Origin of the sequence: Gilvimarinus japonicus (assembly GCF_042847215.1) — a bacterium.
GTDB classification, from domain to species: Bacteria; Pseudomonadota; Gammaproteobacteria; order Pseudomonadales; family Cellvibrionaceae; genus Gilvimarinus; species Gilvimarinus japonicus.
Window position 1 is genome coordinate 407,260 of record NZ_AP031500.1, and the last position, 18,774, is coordinate 426,033.

15 protein-coding genes are annotated in these 18,774 nt (G+C 53.4%); 8 read left to right on the plus strand and 7 right to left on the minus strand.

What is annotated here, in order from left to right; translation table 11 throughout:
• Positions 1 to 26 precede the first annotated feature (26 nt).
• The 3 genes from ftsX to ftsY are packed head-to-tail and all read right to left on the minus strand — an operon-like array spanning position 27 to position 2,880.
• Positions 27 to 1,040, minus strand: a complete 1,014-nt coding sequence (gene ftsX / locus ACGHAD_RS01725) for a permease-like cell division protein FtsX (RefSeq protein WP_382416771.1) — start codon at positions 1,038 to 1,040, stop codon at positions 27 to 29.
• The gene (ftsE, locus tag ACGHAD_RS01730; protein ID WP_339617087.1) at positions 1,037 to 1,705 is read right to left on the minus strand and encodes a cell division ATP-binding protein FtsE; all 669 of its coding nucleotides are present in this window, start codon (positions 1,703 to 1,705) and stop codon (positions 1,037 to 1,039) included. The genes ftsX and ftsE overlap by 4 nt, the downstream gene beginning before the upstream one ends.
• Positions 1,702 to 2,880, minus strand: a complete 1,179-nt coding sequence (gene ftsY, locus ACGHAD_RS01735; RefSeq protein ID WP_382416774.1) for a signal recognition particle-docking protein FtsY — start codon at positions 2,878 to 2,880, stop codon at positions 1,702 to 1,704. The genes ftsE and ftsY overlap by 4 nt, the downstream gene beginning before the upstream one ends.
• A gap of 75 nt (positions 2,881 to 2,955) precedes the next feature.
• Here ftsY and rsmD point away from each other — a divergent pair, with 75 nt between their 5' ends.
• Complete coding sequence (rsmD, locus tag ACGHAD_RS01740) at positions 2,956 to 3,564, plus strand: 16S rRNA (guanine(966)-N(2))-methyltransferase RsmD (protein WP_382416776.1); 609 nt, start codon at positions 2,956 to 2,958, stop codon at positions 3,562 to 3,564.
• A 51-nt stretch (positions 3,565 to 3,615) separates the two neighbouring features.
• Positions 3,616 to 4,098: a pantetheine-phosphate adenylyltransferase gene (gene coaD / locus ACGHAD_RS01745; RefSeq protein ID WP_339617090.1), complete on the plus strand. Its 483-nt coding sequence runs from the start codon at positions 3,616 to 3,618 to the stop codon at positions 4,096 to 4,098.
• Here the strand turns inward: coaD and ACGHAD_RS01750 are convergent.
• On the minus strand, positions 4,073 to 5,014 hold the full coding sequence (locus ACGHAD_RS01750) for a hypothetical protein (protein WP_390403187.1): 942 nt from the start codon (positions 5,012 to 5,014) through the stop codon (positions 4,073 to 4,075). The two genes, coaD and ACGHAD_RS01750, sit on opposite strands and share 26 nt — an antisense overlap.
• Positions 5,015 to 5,195: 181 nt before the next feature.
• Between ACGHAD_RS01750 and ACGHAD_RS01755 the strand changes: the two genes are divergently transcribed.
• On the plus strand, positions 5,196 to 6,371 hold the full coding sequence (locus tag ACGHAD_RS01755) for an AGE family epimerase/isomerase (RefSeq protein ID WP_382416780.1): 1,176 nt from the start codon (positions 5,196 to 5,198) through the stop codon (positions 6,369 to 6,371).
• A 49-nt stretch (positions 6,372 to 6,420) separates the two neighbouring features.
• Here ACGHAD_RS01755 and ACGHAD_RS01760 read toward each other — a convergent pair whose 3' ends face one another.
• Positions 6,421 to 7,419, minus strand: coding sequence for a LacI family DNA-binding transcriptional regulator (locus tag ACGHAD_RS01760; RefSeq protein WP_339617093.1), 999 nt, complete (start codon positions 7,417 to 7,419; stop codon positions 6,421 to 6,423).
• A 328-nt stretch (positions 7,420 to 7,747) separates the two neighbouring features.
• On the opposite strand from ACGHAD_RS01760, the gene ACGHAD_RS01765 reads away from it, so the two are divergent.
• The 5 genes from ACGHAD_RS01765 (at position 7,748) to ACGHAD_RS01785 (ending at position 14,997) form a co-directional block, all read left to right on the plus strand.
• Positions 7,748 to 9,625, plus strand: coding sequence for a sodium:solute symporter family protein (locus ACGHAD_RS01765; RefSeq protein WP_382416782.1), 1,878 nt, complete (start codon positions 7,748 to 7,750; stop codon positions 9,623 to 9,625).
• A 128-nt stretch (positions 9,626 to 9,753) separates the two neighbouring features.
• A complete protein-coding gene (mgp130, locus tag ACGHAD_RS01770) occupies positions 9,754 to 10,935 on the plus strand; it encodes a 4-O-beta-d-mannosyl-d-glucose phosphorylase Mgp130 (protein WP_382416784.1) in 1,182 nt (393 codons plus the stop codon).
• The gene (locus ACGHAD_RS01775) at positions 10,932 to 12,182 is read left to right on the plus strand and encodes an AGE family epimerase/isomerase (RefSeq protein WP_339617096.1); all 1,251 of its coding nucleotides are present in this window, start codon (positions 10,932 to 10,934) and stop codon (positions 12,180 to 12,182) included. Before mgp130 ends, ACGHAD_RS01775 begins: the two co-directional genes overlap by 4 nt.
• Positions 12,183 to 12,312: 130 nt before the next feature.
• Complete coding sequence (locus ACGHAD_RS01780; protein ID WP_382416786.1) at positions 12,313 to 13,638, plus strand: mannanase; 1,326 nt, start codon at positions 12,313 to 12,315, stop codon at positions 13,636 to 13,638.
• 123 nt (positions 13,639 to 13,761) lie between these two features.
• Entirely contained in the window at positions 13,762 to 14,997 is a 1,236-nt protein-coding gene (locus tag ACGHAD_RS01785; protein ID WP_382416788.1) for a glycoside hydrolase family 27 protein, read from the plus strand.
• A gap of 86 nt (positions 14,998 to 15,083) precedes the next feature.
• Here ACGHAD_RS01785 and ACGHAD_RS01790 read toward each other — a convergent pair whose 3' ends face one another.
• Both ACGHAD_RS01790 and ACGHAD_RS01795 read right to left on the minus strand, forming a co-directional pair.
• Positions 15,084 to 16,586, minus strand: a complete 1,503-nt coding sequence (locus ACGHAD_RS01790; RefSeq protein ID WP_382416790.1) for a hypothetical protein — start codon at positions 16,584 to 16,586, stop codon at positions 15,084 to 15,086.
• A gap of 459 nt (positions 16,587 to 17,045) precedes the next feature.
• The gene (locus tag ACGHAD_RS01795; RefSeq protein WP_339617134.1) at positions 17,046 to 18,767 is read right to left on the minus strand and encodes a bifunctional protein-serine/threonine kinase/phosphatase; all 1,722 of its coding nucleotides are present in this window, start codon (positions 18,765 to 18,767) and stop codon (positions 17,046 to 17,048) included.
• Positions 18,768 to 18,774 lie beyond the last annotated feature (7 nt).

Genomic DNA, 18,774 nt, shown 5'->3' on the forward strand with positions numbered 1-18,774 from the left:
GTTCACACTGTGGCTAAATAAATGTTTTAACGCGGTGCGATTTGCGCCAAATGCCGTCCCACCGCCAGCCAAGCGCCGGCTAGGCCGATCAAGCCTGCGGCCAAGATCAGCTGTAAGCTGTGGGTCAAACTCAGGCCACTGAGACTAAATTCGCTCTGATAAAGTTCCGCCAGCGAGGCGACCGGCGCCTCAAGCCAAGCGAGCCCTAGGGCGAGCAGCAGTAAGGCGATTAGGCCGCCGCCCAAGCCGTACCAGAGGCCGGTGTATAAAAAGGGACGGCGCACGTAGGCGTCGGTGCCGCCCACCAGCTTAACCACTAAAATCTCGTCGCGGCGGCTTTCGATGGCCAGCCGTATGGTATTGCCCACCACCAGCAGTAAGCCCAGCGCCAAAAGAGCGGCGAGAAAAAACACGCCACGGCTGGCCAGCTCCACCAGCTGCTCCAGACGTTTGACCCACATCATGTCGAGCCGGGCGTCGTCGCTCAAACCGTTGCTGGACAGTTCAGTCAAGAGTGACTCCAGCGCTGCGCCCGTGGTGGCGGTACTGGGTTGCACGAGCAGCACCGGGGGCAGAGGGTTTTCGGTTAAGTCGTCCAGCACGGCGCCAAGGCCAGAGTAGGTTTTGAACTCCACCAGCGCCTGTTCGGGGCTGACGTAAACTACATCGCTGATGTCAGAGCGAGCGCGCAAGGTGTCGGCCCACTTATCGATGGCATTGGTCTTGGCGGCGGGTTTAATAAACACGGAGATTTGGCTGGAGTCCTGCCAGTGGTAACCGAGCGATTCAATATTGAGCAGTGCCACGTACAAAGTGGCGGGCAGCGCGGTGGCGATGGCCACCACCAGCCAGGTGAGCGTGCTTTGCAGTGGTGTGCGCAGTAGGCGCAGTAAGCTCTCTAGGGCGCAATTGCTGTGATGCGCTTGCCAGGCCTCCAGCCGGTGGCGCCAAGCGGCTTTGCTCTGGATGGCGCCCTGGGGGCGCGGCGCCGGTTTGCGCGGTGTGGGTGCCGGCTTGCGCTTGGGGTGAAAGCGGTTCATTGCGGCACACCACCGGCGATGACCCGGCCCTCAGCCAGTTGCAGTACCCGTTTGTTCATCCGCTCGATGAGGTCGATATCGTGGGTGGCGATCATTAGGGTGACGCCCAGCTCGTTAAACTGGCGAAATAGCGTCATGATCTCGGCCGAGAGTTCCGGGTCGAGGTTGCCGGTAGGTTCATCGGCCAGCACTAGCGCGGGCTTGTTAACCACGGCGCGGGCGATACCGACGCGCTGTTGTTCACCGCCCGACAGGGTGACTGGGTTGACCCGCTCTTTGTGTAGTAGCCCGACTTTGTCTAGCGCGGCGCGCACTCGGCGGCCGATATCTGAGTGCTGGTAACCGGCCACCTGCAGCGGCAGGGCGACGTTGTCGAAGACGCTGCGATCAAACAAAAGCTGGTGGTTTTGGAACACGACGCCGATATCGCGCCGGTAGTGGGCGATACCGCTGCGCCGGATGGCGCTGGTATCGCGCCCGCCGATTTCGATGTGGCCATTACTGGGCCGCTCCATCAGCATAATGAGCTTCATTAAGGTGCTTTTGCCGGCGCCCGAGTGACCGGTTAAAAACACCATCTCGCCGCGGTCGATTTGTATGTCGACCCGGCTAAGAGCTTCTTGCCCGGTGGCGTAGCGTTTGGTGACGTTTTGGAAGCGAATCACCGCTCGAACAGAGCCTCGATAAAGGGTTTGGCGACAAACGGCTGTAAATCGTCGATACCCTCGCCAATGCCGATAAACCGCACCGGTAAGCCAAACTGTTTGGTAAGCGCAAAAATGACCCCGCCCTTGGCGGTGCCGTCTAGCTTGGTCAGAGCGATACCGGTCACACCGGAGGATTTAATAAAGTGCTCGGCCTGGCTGACAGCGTTTTGTCCGGTGCCGGCATCCAGTACCAGCAAGGTCTCGTGGGGGGCGCTGTCATCAAGTTTGCCCATCACCCGACGCACCTTGGATAACTCTTCCATTAGATGGTCTTTGTTGTGTAAACGCCCGGCGGTGTCGGCGATCAGCACATCAATGCTGCGGGATTTGGCGGCCTGTACCGCGTCAAAGATGACCGAGGCGCTGTCGGCGCCCGTGTGTTGGGCAATCACCGGTACGCTGTTGCGTTCGCCCCACACTTGCAGCTGCTCGACTGCTGCGGCGCGAAAGGTGTCGCCCGCGGCCAACATGACCGACTTGCCCTCGCTTTGTAAGCGCTTGGCCAGCTTGCCGATGGTGGTGGTTTTACCCACGCCGTTTACCCCGACAATTAAAATAACGTAGGGCTTTTTACTGGTGTCGATAATCAGCGGTTGCTCGGAGCCGGCGACTAATTCGGCCAGTGATGCTTTAAGGGCATCGTACAGCGCATCTGGGTTTGCCAGTTGTTTGCGCGCCACGCGGGCGGTTAGATCGTCGATAATATCGGTGGTGGCCTCGATGCCAACGTCGGCCACTAATAGCTGCGACTCCAGATCTTCCAGCAGCTCATCGTCAATTTCTTTTTTCCCCAAAAAGATATTGCCGAGCCCCTCCGAGAAGTTGCTGCTGGTGCGCGATAGGCCGCGTTTAATGCGGCCAAACAAGCCTTCTTTAGCCGGCGGCGCTTTGGCCGGTTCGGGGGCCGCTGGGGCGACTTCCGCGGTAGGCTCGGCCGCGGGCGCCGTGACCTCGGGCTCAGTCGGGACGGGCTCGGGGGCAATAACGGCGGCTTCCGGTGCTTCTGGCTCAAGCGGAACAAACTCGGCCTCAGGGGGCTCGCTGGGTTGCGCTTGCTCGTCTGATTCGGGCTGCGGTTGTTCGACTTTTGGGTCGTCTTTGGGGGCGGACTTTCTAAACCGTTTAAAGAACATGTGGGTAGGCGGCTCTTATCGCTGCTAAACAAAGGCGCTATCCTACCACTTCTGGCAAACGGTGGAGAGTGACAGGTGGCAAAACAACAACGGCGACAGCCGGCAGGGGATTCATTGCGTCAGCCGTTGCGGCTGATTGGCGGTCAGTGGCGCGGGCGAAAACTAGATTTCCCGCTGTGTGACGGCTTGCGCCCCACCGGCGATCGCATTCGCGAAACCCTGTTTAATTGGCTGGCTCCTTACGTACCAGAGGCGGTAGGCGCCGACTTGTATGCCGGCTCCGGTGCGCTGGGGCTAGAGGCGCTGTCCCGTGGGGCGGCTCGCATGACCTTTTGCGAGCGTGATCCAGCGGCGGCAAAAGCTTTGGCTGATAATTTAAAGCGGCTCGATGCCAGCGGGGGACAGCTGCTGCATATTGATGCATTGCACTGGCTCAGCACGGGTGACATTACTGCGCCGCTGGCGTTGGTGTTTCTCGACCCGCCTTTTGCCGCTGATTTGTGGCAACCGAGCATTGATGCCTTGGTGGCGCGCGAGTGGCTGGCCGATGGTGCGGCGATCTATATCGAGTCGGGGCTTGATAGTGTGTTTCAGGTGCCCGATAACTGGCAGCTACACCGCGAAAAGCGCACCGGCGGCGTGTGTTATCGATTGTATTTTTACCGTGCGACTAGCAAGGACTAGGCTATTTTTGTAGTATCCCGCCCACACCGCACGCCACACAGAGAATAATCTATGCGCAAGGTTGTATACCCAGGCACGTTTGACCCGATTACCAATGGCCATAAAGATCTTGTGGAGCGCGCCTGCCGCCTATTTGATCACGTGATCGTGGGCGTCGCGGCCAGTAACCGCAAAGCTCCGATGTTTGATTTAGAGCAGCGGGTCGATTTGGCTCAGCGCACACTGTCACATCTCGATAATGTCGAGGTGTGCGGGTTTGATAATTTGTTGGTGGACTTCGTTCGCGACTGTGGCGCCCAAGGTGTGGTGCGTGGCTTAAGAGCGGTGTCCGATTTCGAGTACGAGTTTCAGTTGGCCAATATGAACCGCGCATTGGCGCCGGATATGGAAAGCTTGTTTCTGACGCCTGCCGAACACTTGTCTTATATATCGTCGTCGATTGTGCGAGAAATTGCGGTGCTAGGGGGCGATGTGAGCAAGTTTGTCGCCCCCGAGGTCGAGCTGGCGCTCAAGGCGAAGTTTGCTTCGCGCTAAGGGCGGCGGATGGTGAGTGATCGGATAACTCGATGATAACCACGTCTGCATCGACCGCGTTAAACTCGCCATAGTACTGATCAAAAAGCGCCTCTAAGCTGCCGTCTTCACGGGCCAGCTCTAGGCCAAGCGTTAAGCGTTTGGCGATCTCGGGGTGGTTGTGACTTACCTGAGCGTACACTGGCAGTGGGTAGTGAATAATGAGGTTGTCGACGATGACCAGTTGCGCCGCGTGCTCAGATGCCGCCAGCGCTTTCTCTGCCTCTAGAATGCCCAAAGGTAAATAATCAAACCGGCCGTGAGCAAGCATATTAAATAGCTGGTTGATGCTGGAGCCCACGGTAAACGGTAGCTTTGCATCGCGAAAGTAATCCTGATCAATCCAGTCAAAGCCCAGCCCGGCGTTAAATTGTCGCAGTTGTTCAAGGTTTTTAACTTCTGTGAAATCCGCCTCTCGGTCGCGCCGGACGATTGCCTGACGCCGGCCCAGCAAGCCCTGCAGCAGTGGGATTGGAATAGCCTTTAGCGGTTGCTCGTCCGAGTCGACACGGTAGGCGAGTGCCGGCGCGGTAACTACCTGCGCCATACTGCCTTCGCTAAAATTGCGGATCGTTCTTGGCCGTGAGAGCGAGCGGTTGGTTATCTTTAGCTCAAAGGGGCCATAGCGCTCGCGGCTTTTTTCTAAGGCTAGCTTGATTACCGCTGTCTCGTGAGCTTTGCGCGACTCGCTCACCTCGCCAATCCAGAGGGTTACCTCTGTCGCGGTAGAGTTGTCACCAGGCTCGGATGCGCTTTGCGTGGCCGCTTGTGGGCCAGCGGCGCTTACTGCATGGCAGAGTAAAAGTGTTGCCGCTGTAAGGTACAGACGTATCATCGTATCAACGCTTGTCGGTAAAGCCGGTGCGGTCAGCATCATAATCTAGATTACTTAATCATTTATTTCTGGAGTTATGCAATATAGTTTAGCGTATTTGTCGGGAGCTGCATCAAGTGGGTTTAGTAGATGCTTGAAACCGGTTACATTGTGCGGCATTATTTGCGGCTCTATGCCGTTTGCGGTATTCATCGTGCAAAAAGACACAGTAAAAAGGTAATCCATGTCCAGTGATATTAAAAACCAGACACAGCGTTTGGTGCAGTGGTTTGAGCGCGATGCGCTGCCGCTATGGAGTGTGCGGGGCATCCACCCTGCGCTAGGCGCCAGCTTTGAGCGCTTGCGAGCCGATGGCGAGGTGGATACCGGGGCCAATGTGCGAGTGCGTGTACAGGCGCGGCAGGCATTCTTTTTTGCGGCGGCTAAGAGTCTTGGTTGGTGTGACAGCGGCGCCGATATCGCGTGCGGGTTGCTGGGGTTTGTCGAGTCGAATGCGGCGCACCCCAGCGCCGGAGGAGGCTTTACCCACCTGCTTAGCCCAGAATTTGAGGTGATTGATAGCAAGCAAGATTTGTACGATCACGCCTTTTTCTTGCTGGCCTACGCCTGGCTATACCGGGTGAGCGGCGAGCGCGCGGCGCTGGATAAAGCCGAGGCGTTGGTCTTGCATTTGGATAACTGCTTTGGGGCTGAGTACGGCGGTTGGGCCGAGGGCGATTACGATCACACGGTGCGCCGCCAAAATCCGCATATGCACTTGTTTGAAGCCTGCATGGCATTATATGAGGCGAGCGGCGAGGCACCTTGGTTGGCGCGTGCCGGTGAGTTGTTTAGTTTGTTTGAGTCACGCTTTTTTTGCCCTAAGCAGGGTGTGCTGTTTGAATTTTTTAATGCTGACTGGACGCTAGCTGACGGCGCCACCGGGCAGGTGGTTGAGCCGGGCCATATGATGGAGTGGGTGTGGCTGTTGGATTGGTACGCACGGCTTACCGGGCAATCGGTGGCGCGTTATACCGGCGTTTTGTACCGTCGTGCGCTAGACATTGGCTTAAAAGCCGACTCTGGCTTGCTGTACGACTCGGTAACCCCAGAGGGTAACGTGCTGCAGCACACCAAACGCTGCTGGGGGCTGACCGAGTTGATTAAGGCCAGCCTGGTGATGGCTCGCGAGGGCGAGCCTGATGCCGAGGCGCGCGCCGCTAGCGCGGTGGATACTTTGTTTCGCTATTATCTGTGCGGCACCACGCCCGGTAGCTACGTGGACCAGCGCGGCGAAAACGATGAGGTGGTGGCAGCCGAGGCGCCAGCCAGTACTTTGTATCACCTGATCGTATTGGCCCAAGAATTGATGCGTTACTGCGACGGGGTGTCGGATCGAGCCGAAAAAGTCAGCGCTTAGCTGGCTGGTGAGCTCTTACCCCGCGCAGGCAAGGTAAGAGCTTAAAGCATTAATCTTTGCGCGGTATCGCCGTGCTTTTGCGGATAACAAACTCAGCCGGTAGTACGTTTTCCTCTTGGGCGAGATCTTCGCCCTCGATGAGTCGCAGCAGCATATCCATGGCCAGTTTGCCCATTTCCTCGGCGGGCTGGGTTACTGTGGTAAGGCTCGGGTCGCAGTAGCGGGCGTAGCTAATATCGTCAAATCCGGTAACGGAAATGTCCTCTGGGACTCGTATGCCGTGTTGTTTGAGCGTTTGGATTGCGCCAATGGCCATTTCGTCATTCATGCAAAATATGGCTGTTGGCTTGTCCGGCATAGCGCAAAATTGCTTGGCACTGTTTAGGCCCGACCAAGTGGTAAAGTCACCTTCGGCCACCAGCGATTTATCAAACTCAATTCCCGCCGCTTCCAGGCTTTCGAGGTAACCGGCCAGCCGGTCAACCGTGTGGGGGTTGTCTTTTAAGCCTGAGATCACCCCGATACGGCGATGCCCGAGAGAAATTAGATAGTCGACCACTGACCTTGCCGAGCCCCGGTTGTCGATCCGCACTCGAGGGCCGCTGGTGGATTCGCAGCCGCAGACATTCACGCAGGCAATGTCTGCGGGCATTTCAAAGCGTCGGTTGGGGTCGTCGGGGCGCAACTGAATAACGCCGTCGGCCAGGCGGGTCTCAACCCGGCGAATGTACTCTTTTTCTCGCTCTGGTACGCCGCGAGTGTCGCCCAGTAGCACGGCGTAACCTTTTTGCTGGGCGCGATCTTCAATGCTGCGAATGACTTGCGAGAAGAACGGATTGGTAATGTCCGGTACCAGTACAACAACCGCGTAGCTTTTGGCCGAGCGAAAGCTGCGCGCCAGCATGTTGGGGCGATAGCCGACTTTATCGATGGCGCTATGAACCTTGTTAAGGCTTGTTTGCGAGACTTTATCTGGGTCGCTCAGGGCGCGTGATACGGTGGCAACGGACACGCCGGCCTCGCGCGCTACATCTCTGATATTGGACATAAAGTATTGCTTTTATAAAGAGAAGAAAGTTTTTGTGGATAATAGCATACCGCCGGGAGCGGCTTAAGGGCAGCCCTAAAGTAACGTAAAGTGCTGGCATTATAGATTGTAATCGGTTACATTTGCTATCGCTTTACGACGAAGTGCTTGCTTATACTAAAGTTTTGGTTGCTGGGGCTTTCGGCTGTTGTACTAATGACGCAGCGATAAGATCGAATCCGAGGTTAACGTCACCTCTCAGCGCTTGGGGCTGCACATTTGTCGGGCCGTACACTTTGAACTACACCGCGCGGACGCGTGTCCGGCGCTATAATAATTGGACGCACACATGCAGTTAGCAATGTTAGATGTGGTGATTATCGCGGCATACCTGCTCACCACAGTGTTTATCGGGTTTTGGATCTCCAAACGCGCCTCTAAAAATTTGCGTAGCTACTTTTTAGGTGGCAACAAACTCAAGTGGTATACCTTAGGTCTTTCCAATGCTTCGGGTATGTTCGATATCAGCGGCACTATGTGGATGGTGTACTTGTTGTTTGTGTACGGCTTAACCAGTATTTATATTCCCTGGCTGTGGCCGGTCTTTAATCAAATCTTCTTGATGGTGTTTTTATCCGTATGGCTGCGTCGCTCGGGCGTGCTAACGGGGGCCGAGTGGATTACCTTTCGCTTTGGCGACAGCACCGGTGCGCGGCTATCACACTTAATCGTCGTGTTGTTTGCACTGGTTAATGTAGTGGGCTTTTTGGCCTATGGCTTTATTGGTATCGGCAAATTTGCCTCGGTGTTTTTACCTTGGCAGTTAGCGGCCGACCCCGACACCAACGATATTTATTACGGTTTAATTATTACCGCACTAACTACGGTCTATGTGGTGAAGGGCGGTATGTTTAGTGTGGTATTCACCGAGGTTTTACAGTTTTTTATTATGACGGTCGCCTGCGTTGCGGTGGGTATTATTGCTATGCAGCAAGTATCTCCCGATATGTTGGCAGCAGTGGTGCCGGATAACTGGGACAAGGTTACCTTTGGCTGGAACCTTGATATGGATTGGTCGGGCACCTTAGAGGCCGCCAATACCAAAATTGCCGCCGATGGTTACGAACCTTTTACGATCTTTTTTATGTTGATGCTGTTGTCGGGCATTGCCAAAAGCATGATGGGCCCGCCGCCCAATTACGATATGCAGCGTGTCTTGTCCGCGCGCTCACCGACTGAAGCGGCCAAAATGAGCGGCTTCGTCAATGTCGTGTTGTTGTTTCCTCGTTACATGCTGATTGCCGGCCTAACCATTTTAGCGCTGGTATTCTTTATGGACGAGTTGCAAGCGATGGGGCCCGATGTCGACTTTGAGCAAATTCTGCCATTTGCTATGAAGGAGTTTGTACCCCCGGGCTTGCTTGGGCTTTTGATTGCCGGTTTGCTCGCCGCGTTTATGTCGACCTTTGCTGCCACCACCAATGCGGCACCGGCCTATGTGGTTAACGACATTTATAAGCGCTATTTTAACCCCAATGCCGATGACAAAAACTACGTCAAAGCGAGCTATGTCGTATCCGTTTTGTTTGTTGTTCTTGGGGTTGTGATCGGGTTGTTCGTGCCATCGCTTAACTCCATTATCTTGTGGATTGTCAGCGCCTTTTATGGTGCTTATACCGCATCGAATTTACTTAAGTGGTTTTGGTGGCGCTTTAACGGTGTCGGCTACTTTTGTGGCATGGCGATGGGCTTGGTAATCTTGCTGATTATTCAGGTGCTGCAGTGGACGCTCGACTGGGAAATTATGCAGGTATACGCCTTCCCGTTTATTTTTGGTGGCTGTTTTATTGCTTGCGTCGTCGGCTCGCTGCTTAGCAAGGCCGATGATATCGAAGTGCTTAAAACCTTTTATATCAAGGTTCGCCCGTGGGGTGTTTGGGGGCCTGTGTATCGCGAGGCACTTAAAGATTACCCCGAGTTAAAACGCAACACCGATTTGAGCCGCGATCTGGGTAACTTGGTTGTCGGCGTGATTTGGCAAACCTCTATGGTGGCTGCATCAATCTTTATGGTGATTCAGCACTGGCCCGAATTTATCGCTTCTGTGGCCGTGTTTGTGGCGACCAGTTTGTGGTTGTGGCGCTTTTGGTGGTGTCGTCTCGAGGATTACCCGGCAGACACCCCGGCGCAGTACGTTGATCGATTAGCGACTGACGGTGCTGATTAAGCGTTTCCATTAAACGTTATCTGTAGCGTGCAACACTTGCACGCTATTTTTAGGTAAATATTGTAACCGGTTGCGCGAGTCGCGACCGGTTGTAAGAATAAACAGCTTGAATTTTTAGGACGAATATTATGAGTGATTTTCGCGTTCGCGCCCAACAACTGCTGCAAAAGCATGAAACGCTAATTACCCGAGAAAACCGCGCATTAGAGTCGGGTAACGGGGTGTACACTCGTTACGAACACCCGATTTTAACCGCCGAGCACACCCCTGTTTTTTGGCGTTACGATCTTAATGAATCGAGCAATCCACACTTGATGGAACGCTTAGGTGTTAACGCGGCGTTTAACTCAGGTGCGCTGTTTTGGAACGGTAAATACATCTTGGCCGTTCGGGTTGAAGGCGATGACCGGAAAAGTTTCTTCGCTATCGCCGAGAGCGACAATGGCGTGGATAACTTCCGCTTTTGGGATTACCCCATTAGCATGCCCGAGACCGACAGACCCGACACCAACGTCTATGATATGCGCTTGACGCAACACGAAGACGGTTATATTTACGGTCTGTTCTGCACCGAACGAAAAGACGAAAGTCAGCCCAATGATTTGTCGGCCGCCGAGGCCCAGTGTGGTATCGCCCGCACGAAAGATTTGGTCACCTGGGAGCGTTTGCCCGATTTAATTACCTACTCGGGCCAGCAGCGCAACGTTGTGTTGCACCCAGAGTTTGTCGACGGCAAGTACGCTATGTATACCCGTCCGCAAGATGGCTTTATCAGTGTGGGTGCCGGTGGTGGTATCGGCTGGGGTTTAAGCGAGTCGATGGACGGCGCCGAAATCAAAGACGAGGTCATCGTCGACGGTAAGGAATATCACACCATTAAGGAGGTTAAAAATGGTCAGGGCCCAGCGCCCATAAAAACCGATCACGGTTGGCTGCATATGGCCCATGGTGTACGCAATACCGCAGCGGGTTTGCGCTATGTGCTGTATATGTTTATGACTGAGCTTGAGCGCCCCTGGGTAGTTACACACCGCCCCGGCGGTCACTTTATTGCCCCTAAAGGCAGCGAGCGAGTGGGCGATGTGTCTAATGTGGCTTTCGCGAATGGCTGGATCGTAAACGAGCAGAGCGAAGTGTTTATCTACTACGCCTCATCCGATACCCGTATGCACGTGGCCACTTCAAGTATCGATAAATTGGTCGACTACTGTGTGAATACGCCGCAAGACGGTTTGCGCTCGGCCGCTTCCGTCAATACCCGCAACGCCTTAATTGCCGCTAACTTGGATATTTTGGAAACGTTGAAATGAGTCAGAGCGTGGGCATGCCCCCAATGATGAAAGAGCCAGCGGCGCCTAACGGCGTTGCGGCTGCATTACCGACTGCCGAAACCTTTACCAAGCAGCTGCATTGTATTGCCGAGTGGTGGTTAAGTTACGCGCAAGACCAAGCCCATGGTGGCTTTTACGGTGAAGTGGGCGACAATAATGTCGCTCGCGTTGATGCCGAGAAAGGTATTGTGCTGAACACTCGTATTCTCTGGTTCTTCTCTGAGGCTGCCGTGTTTACCGGTAACGCCGATTACCGCGCGGCGGCCGAGCGATCGTATCATTACTTGCGAGATTACTTTTTTGACAGTAAGCACGGTGGGTTTTTCTGGTCGTTGTCGCCCAGCGGTGACGTTGAGCAAAGCAAAAAGCAGGTTTATGCGCAGGCGTTTGCGGTTTATGCGCTGGCAGCTTATTACGAGCTGAGCCAAGACGCCGACGCACTTGCGATGGCGCTTGAGTGTTTTGACTTGATTGAAGCCAACTGTGTCGACCGCGATGGCGAAGGCTACTACGAAGCTTACACCCGTGAGTGGGGCAAGATTGATGATGTTCGCCTGAGCGAAAAAGACCTAAACTATCCCAAAACGATGAACACCCACTTGCATGTGCTTGAGGCTTACACCAAGCTTTACCAAGTACATAAAGCCGATAAAGTCGCTCAGGCGCTAGCTTACGGGATTGATCTGTTTGACAAATACATGATCGACCACGACAACTACCACTTGCGGATGTTTTTGTCTGATGACTGGCAAGATCACTCGCCGGGGTTGACGTACGGTCACGATATTGAGTGCAGCTGGCTGCTGTACAAAGCGCTTGATACGCTGGGTGATGCCGAGCGCAATGCGCGTTTGGTTCCGGTCGTCATCGAGCTTGCCAAAACCTGTCAGCGCGAGGCGATTCGCGAGCGCGGTGATGTGGTTGACGCCTATGACCGCGCCAGCAATAGCTACCACAGTGAGCGGATTTGGTGGGTTCAGGCTGAAGCACTAGTGGGCTTTTTGGTGGCGTATAAGCTAAGCGACGATAAAAGCTTTTTAACAACGGCCAATAACTTATGGACGTTTATTGACACTTATCAGATCGACCATAATAAAGGCGAATGGCGTTGGCACTCGACGCTTGATGTGCCAGATGGATCGCGCGATTACAAAGCGGGTTTTTGGAAAGGTCCCTATCATAACGGGAGAGCCATGATAGAAGCAGCCAAGCTGCTTGGGGTTTGACCCCAAGTGGCTGGAGCCGCTCACGGTTAAGCTTTATCGGTTTTTTAGGCACCCTTACGGAAGGTATAACGCCCTCCCATTAAGGTGAGCCACCGGTATTGACTACTAGGTTTTTATAAAGGTAAAGACTATGAAAAAAATGATAGTTCGATGCTTTGTGGTAATAGCCGCTCTATGTGTGGTGAGTTGTACTCAATCCACGAGCACTCATAATAGCCAAGAGTTTGTCCGTGTAGACGGGCAGCACTTTTACGTGGGTGATAAGCCGTATCGGTATGTCGGTGCCAATATGTGGTATGGCGCATACTTAGGCTCGCCTGGGGCTACCGGCGATCGCGAACGATTAATTCGCGAGTTGGACGTATTGGCCGAACACGGCATTACCAACCTGCGCGTTCTGGCCGCATCCGAATCCAGCGATTTAATGCGTGCGGTTCGCCCAGCGGTGGTGAACAATATTGAGGGTGAACTCGATAACGATTTATTGCTGGGTATGGACTTCTTGCTGGCTGAAATGGCTAAGCGCGATATGAAAGCGGTGCTTTACCTAAATAACTTTTGGCAGTGGTCGGGTGGTATGTCGCAATACGTGGCGTGGTTTACCGGCACTGAAGTGCTCGACCCGGATGTCACAGGCAAGTGGAATCCGTTTATGGATAACTCTGCTCGGTTTTACCGAATCGAGCGGGCGCAGCAGCTGTACCGCAAAGTGATTCGTACCATAGTTACGCGGACCAACAGTATTACTGGCCAAGCCTATAACGACGACCCCACTATTATGTCCTGGCAGCTGGCAAATGAGCCGCGCCCAGGCAGTGATGCCGACGGCCGGGTACACTTTGATGACTTTGTCCGTTGGATAGATGATACGGCCGGCTACATTAAGACGCTCGCGCCGAAGCAGTTGGTTAGTACCGGTAATGAAGGCGCGATGGGTACCTTGGGCGATGCTGAGTTGTTTGAAACCTCCCACGCGAGCCCAAATGTGGATTATCTAACGTTCCATATGTGGATTAAAAACTGGAGCTGGTTTGATATCACTAAGCCCGAACAAACCTACGATTCGGCAGTGACTACCGCAAAGCGTTATTTGAGCGAGCATGTTGCAATCGCCGAGCGTCTTAACAAGCCTATTGTGTTAGAAGAGTTTGGTGTCGAGCGCGATAACGGCGCTTATGATCACGGCACGCCAGTCAGCTATCGCGATCGTTTTTATGACATGGTCTACGATGTCATCGAAGATAACGTGGCAGCAGGTGGCCCTTTTGTTGGTTCTAATTTTTGGGCCTGGGGTGGGTTTGGTGAAACTGACCGAGCCGATTACATGTGGCAAAAAGGTGATGACTTTTTTGGTGATCCACCGCAAGAGGCACAAGGCTTAAACTCGGTATTTGCCGATGATAAATCGACGCTAGACGTGATTGCCGATCACGCTAAAAGGTTGCCAGAGCTGTAAGGCTCCGGCCCAAAAGAAAACATTAAGCCGCGCAAGCGGCTTTTTAAGGTAATAAATAAATTATCTTATATATACGTTTAGCTGCGTACAGCTTAGCGATTTTAATAAAAACTGGAGAGAACCATGCCGGTAAAAATAATGCATAAAGTAACGTTAATGTTCGGTGTTTTTTGCCTGACACTATTGAGCGCGATAGCCAGTGCTGAAAAGTCTAGTGGGGTTGGGCAAATGCCAGCCATGGGCTGGAACAGCTGGAATACCTTTGACTGTGACGTAGATGAAACAACCATTCGGGAAATGGCCGATGCCATGGTTGAATCGGGTATGAAGGAGGCCGGTTATGAGTACATTAATATCGACGATTGCTGGCATGGCGAGCGTGACACAAATGGCAATATTCAGGTTAGCAAAGAACATTTTCCGTCGGGCATGAAGGCGCTGGCCGATTACGTCCACTCGAAAGGGTTAAAGCTTGGCATATACTCCGATGCGGGCGACACCACTTGTGCCGGTCGCCCTGGATCGCGCGGGCACGAGTACCAAGATGCAAAAACCTACGCAGACTGGGGTATCGATTACTTAAAGTACGATTGGTGCGATACCGAAAACCTCAACCCAGAGGGGGCTTACACCACAATGCGCGACGCGCTGCACGCAGCGGAGCGACCTATCCTGTTTAGTATTTGTGAGTGGGGCGACAATCAGCCATGGGAGTGGGCGACGGACATTGGTCATAGTTGGCGCATCTCGGGTGATATTTATCCGTGTTGGGATTGCGGCTACGGCTGGGGCAGCTGGTCATCGTGGGGCGTACTTAAAATTCTAGATATGCGTAAAGATCTAAATTTGCGTCAATACGCAGGTCCGGGACGGTGGAACGATATGGATATGATGGAGGTGGGCAACGGCATGACCGAGGCAGAAGATCGCTCGCACTTTTCTTTGTGGGCCATGTTGAACTCGCCTCTAATCGCCGGTAATGATTTGCGTACTATGTCGAAACAGGCCCGCGAGATTTTGACCAATCAAGATATTATCGCACTCAATCAAGACCCTGCTGGCGTGCAGGCGATGCGTTATATTGATGCCGGTGACTTGAATGTGTTTGTCAAACCCCTAAGCAACGGTGAATGGGCATTTTTGTTTTTAAATCGCGGTGACGATATTTTAACGGTAAATCACGATTGGCAATTTAATGTGGTTAAAGATGATCTTACTGGTCGCTCTATCGACTTTAACAAAGCGACTTTTACCTACCGGGGCTTATGGAAAAACTTGAAAGGCAATACGCAAAAGCCACTACAGTTAAGTATTCCTGCCCATGATGTGGTGGTGTTGAGGTTAAAGCCTGCGGCTTGATGTTAAACACTTGCCGCGATTTTAGGGCTACTAATTGATGTCAGGCACGATCCACCGTGAGAGTCGTGCCTGACGGAGCGTTATTGTTAATAAGCTCTAATTTTTACATACTCGCAGCCATTGTTGCTGTTGATGCTGAGTGAGCTTCCAGAAAAACCGCTGGCCGATGTATAGTTTGACGTAACCGTCGCATTGCCAGAGCCATCAATGGCGCTGATTGTGCCGCGAAAATCGCATTGCGTGTTCTCGTCACTGTCCCATAGTTGTAGCGTCTTTCCTTGTAGTGGCTGGTCGAATGTCACACAGTGGTTGCTGCCAAGCGTGATTTCAGTTCGAACTTTATACGTGACGGCGACACAGTTATCATCGCTACCGGTTGAGCTTGATGAGTTGGAGCTTGACGATGAAGAGCTGCTGGAACTGGATGAATAATGGCTGCTCGAACTGGACGCCGTAGCGCTAGATGAACTGCTGCTCGATGATGTTGGGGTGGTTCCACAGCCACCGCTGAGCTCATCAAAACAAGCGTACGGCCCTTCGTTGGGTTGCTCGATAGATTGATTCAGCGAATAGTCGATGTTGCGGCTTTGGTATTCTTTCCAGACTAAGTTGCTTCCTCCGTCGGCTCGGTAGTTGTTTGAGATATTAATCATGGGCTCCTGAGCGCGAAAGGTTCCGGCATCGACAGGTAGATTAAAGGTGTTGTCGTAAACATTCGACTGACGATGCTCGCGAAAGCTATAAATAGCGTGGGTCACATTGTTGTCGCCGCGATAGGCCATCTCGTTATTGCGGATAATAACGTCCGTGCCTTTCAAATCAACAAAACTGTCCGCTTGGGGGAACGCGGTTGTCCCGACAATACCTCGCGCATCGACGTAGTTGTATTCGATAACCGTCCCTACCGTGCCGGCTTTAATATCAAAGGCCTCGGCGGTAACTTGTGGCCCAATACTGCACCCGCCGATGCGGTTGTAGTTACTGTAATCTGGCGGGCTCGCTTCGTTGCCTTTGTTGGTGCCGATATAGACCCCTTCGCCGGTACCTTCTTTACCTTCGCGCTTACCGGTATTGTGGATATAGCAATTGCTTAACCGATTGTAAGAACTGCTGATCCGAAAATGCACGGCCTCTTGGCCGACATTGTGTACCTCTACGTTATCGATCGTATTGTGGTTGGCCGTTTCCAGTACGATACCTTTTTGCGAGTCAGTAAATTTTAAATCTTTAATGATCCAGTAATCACCTTCTAGCAAAAAGACATAACCGTTGTTGATGTCATCGCCTTTTAACACTTGTTTATTGCTGCTGCTGGCACTGCGCAGCGTAATCGGGTTGTTGGCGGTGCCGCTATTACCGCTGTAAAAATGGGCGCGACTCTCGCCGCTGGTGTTGCGGTTGCCGGTATAGTTGCCGGGATGAACCACAATGTCGTCGCCCTGGCTGGCGGTTTTAAGGGCATTTTGTAAGTCGGTGGCGTTATACACCGGCACGGTGGCCGCGTGCGAAAAGCTTGCGCTAACAAAGCAAAGCCCCGCAGCTGATATCAAGCTCGTGGGAATGACACGTCGTACTCTTGAGAAAGGCATAAACTGACTCCTTCGTAGTGTTTTGGGCATAAAGGTGAGCCCCGGTAGCCGGGTGGGCATCTGGGTATACGTCAGGCGCGAGTGCGCCTGAAAGGATCACCTATTGTTATTGTGATTCAACAACGTGCTCGTGCTTTCGGTAAGGCCACACGACCAGTTGTGACTTGATAGTAGTCAATTTATTAACAAATGTAAGTTTTTGGTAAGGTAGAAAGGCCAAAATACGGCGCTTTTGGGAATTAACGCTTAAAAATGTGAACTGGGTCCGGTGCCAAAGGTAGCGTTTGCGCAGATGAGGTGCTGCCGTGTCGGAGTGCTCTTGCGCCGTTTAAGTGGCTTGTAGCGCGGCGCCAGCATGAGCGAGAGATATTTTACTTACTTTGACGGCGCGGCAATGTGGGTCAGCCCATATTGCCGCGTTTTTAGGCCTTGCGTGGGCGGTTTGCGGGTGAGTATCGGCTATCGAACCATAAGGGTAGCCGCCAGCCCTGCGACGCATAACCAACCGACGATTGCGGCGGCTTTCCAGACTCGCTCGGGGTGACGCTCTATGAGTGGTTTGTGTTTTGCCGTTAACCAGTCGGGGTTGGGGCGCTGTAAATCCTTTAGCCATTCGGACAATGCATCGTAGCGTTGCGCCGGCTGTATGTGCAGGGCTTTTTCCAGTGCTCGGTCTAGCCATATTGGCACCAGAGGGTTGTATTGTAGCGCCGAGCGGTAACTAAGTTTTTGAAATTGATTGAGCGACATAGCTTTGCCGTAAGCCTCGCCGTAAGGGCGCTTGCCAGTGAGCATCTCGTACACCAATACCGCGAGCGAAAACTGGTCAGAGCGCGGCCCGGTACGGCCACCGTAACGATACTCCGGCGCCGAGTAATCCAGCGTGCCGAGAATGTGATCGGGGGTGATGGCTGAGCCCATTTCTTGTATCCCCGCAACCCAGCAAGAGCCAAAATCCACTAGGCAGGCGCCCTGGGTGCCGAGCACGACATTGTCGGGTTTTAAATCTTGGTGCAGCGTGTCCTTGCGGTGCAGGGCGCGAATACCGGTCACCAATTGCTCGGCGAGCTCGACGGCGTCCGATACGGACAGTGGCGCCCGCTCCCTAATGACTTGCGAGAGCGTCGGGCCGGGAATATATTCGGTTAAATAGTACAGACACGAACGCGGTTGTGGTGGCTCTATTACCCGCACCACATGGCGATTGCCAATCCGTGCTCCTATCCAGCTCTCTTGCACAAAGCGCTCGATGTACGCGGGGTCGTCCTCGTAATTAACCGAGGGGGTTTTCATGACCAGGCTTTTGCCATCGGGTGCTTTCACCAAATACACCTGGCTGCGTTCGGACTCGTGCATAATTTTTTCGACGGTTAGGCCGTCGATGGTCTGTCCGGTGTTTAATAAAGGCGCAAAAGGCAGACGGGATAATACCGTCACCGTGTCGGCTTGGCTGGCGGTACCGAGTTGCTTAACTCGCGCTAACTGCACACTGATGTTGTCGTCACAACCTGCGTTTAGCGCGGCTTGTTGTAAACTGTGGCAAAGCGCATTTAAATCGCTTTGCTCATTTAATTGTGCTTGCAGGGTGCGGTGATCTACCCAATCGTGCAGACCATCGGTGCTGAGCATAAACACATCGCCCAACTCTACCTCATGAGTTTCCATGTCCACTTCTAAGCTCAGGTCGGCGCCCATGGCGCGGCTTAAATAAGTGGTGCGACGATCAATTTTTTGCGTGTGATCGCGGGTGAGTAACTCCAGTTGGCCGCCCCGCAAGCGATAAATGCGGCTATCGCCGACATGAAACGTAAACAGCTTGTCACCTTTAATGACGATGATGCTTAAGGTGGTGAGGTAGCCCTCTTGGCGTACGCTGTTTTGGCTTTGGCTCCACAGATAGCGGTTGAGCGACTGAATGACGCGATTGGCCGATTGGCCGGTGCGCCAAGTGTCGGGGGTGGCATAATAGTCGGTTAAAAAGCCGGTAATCGCCGTTTGGCTGGCTTGGCGGGCGGCCTCACTGCTGCTAACGCCATCGGCAATGGCGATGGCGACTCCTTTGGTGGTAAGTGCGGCGCCCTCGGGAAAGCGCGCGCCAACGGTGTCTTGATTTTCGCTCTTGCGGCCGGCATCGCTCAGTTGAGCAAAGTCGAGCTGCAACGATGATTGGATGTGATCCATTGGGTCG

What these genes read in the sequence shown, in the direction of transcription:
- ACGHAD_RS01795 (WP_339617134.1), bottom strand. Translation starts at nt 18,767, where the DNA reads ATGGATCACATCCAATCATCGTTGCAGCTCGACTTTGCTCAACTGAGC.
- ftsY (WP_382416774.1), bottom strand. Translation starts at nt 2,880, where the DNA reads ATGTTCTTTAAACGGTTTAGAAAGTCCGCCCCCAAAGACGACCCAAAA.
- mgp130 (WP_382416784.1), top strand. Translation starts at nt 9,754, where the DNA reads ATGAGTGATTTTCGCGTTCGCGCCCAACAACTGCTGCAAAAGCATGAA.
- ACGHAD_RS01760 (WP_339617093.1), bottom strand. Translation starts at nt 7,419, where the DNA reads ATGTCCAATATCAGAGATGTAGCGCGCGAGGCCGGCGTGTCCGTTGCC.
- ACGHAD_RS01750 (WP_390403187.1), bottom strand. Translation starts at nt 5,014, where the DNA reads ATGATGCTGACCGCACCGGCTTTACCGACAAGCGTTGATACGATGATA.
- coaD (WP_339617090.1), top strand. Translation starts at nt 3,616, where the DNA reads ATGCGCAAGGTTGTATACCCAGGCACGTTTGACCCGATTACCAATGGC.
- ACGHAD_RS01785 (WP_382416788.1), top strand. Translation starts at nt 13,762, where the DNA reads ATGCCGGTAAAAATAATGCATAAAGTAACGTTAATGTTCGGTGTTTTT.
- ftsX (WP_382416771.1), bottom strand. Translation starts at nt 1,040, where the DNA reads ATGAACCGCTTTCACCCCAAGCGCAAGCCGGCACCCACACCGCGCAAA.
- ACGHAD_RS01775 (WP_339617096.1), top strand. Translation starts at nt 10,932, where the DNA reads ATGAGTCAGAGCGTGGGCATGCCCCCAATGATGAAAGAGCCAGCGGCG.
- ACGHAD_RS01755 (WP_382416780.1), top strand. Translation starts at nt 5,196, where the DNA reads ATGTCCAGTGATATTAAAAACCAGACACAGCGTTTGGTGCAGTGGTTT.
- ACGHAD_RS01765 (WP_382416782.1), top strand. Translation starts at nt 7,748, where the DNA reads ATGCAGTTAGCAATGTTAGATGTGGTGATTATCGCGGCATACCTGCTC.
- ACGHAD_RS01790 (WP_382416790.1), bottom strand. Translation starts at nt 16,586, where the DNA reads ATGCCTTTCTCAAGAGTACGACGTGTCATTCCCACGAGCTTGATATCA.
- ACGHAD_RS01780 (WP_382416786.1), top strand. Translation starts at nt 12,313, where the DNA reads ATGAAAAAAATGATAGTTCGATGCTTTGTGGTAATAGCCGCTCTATGT.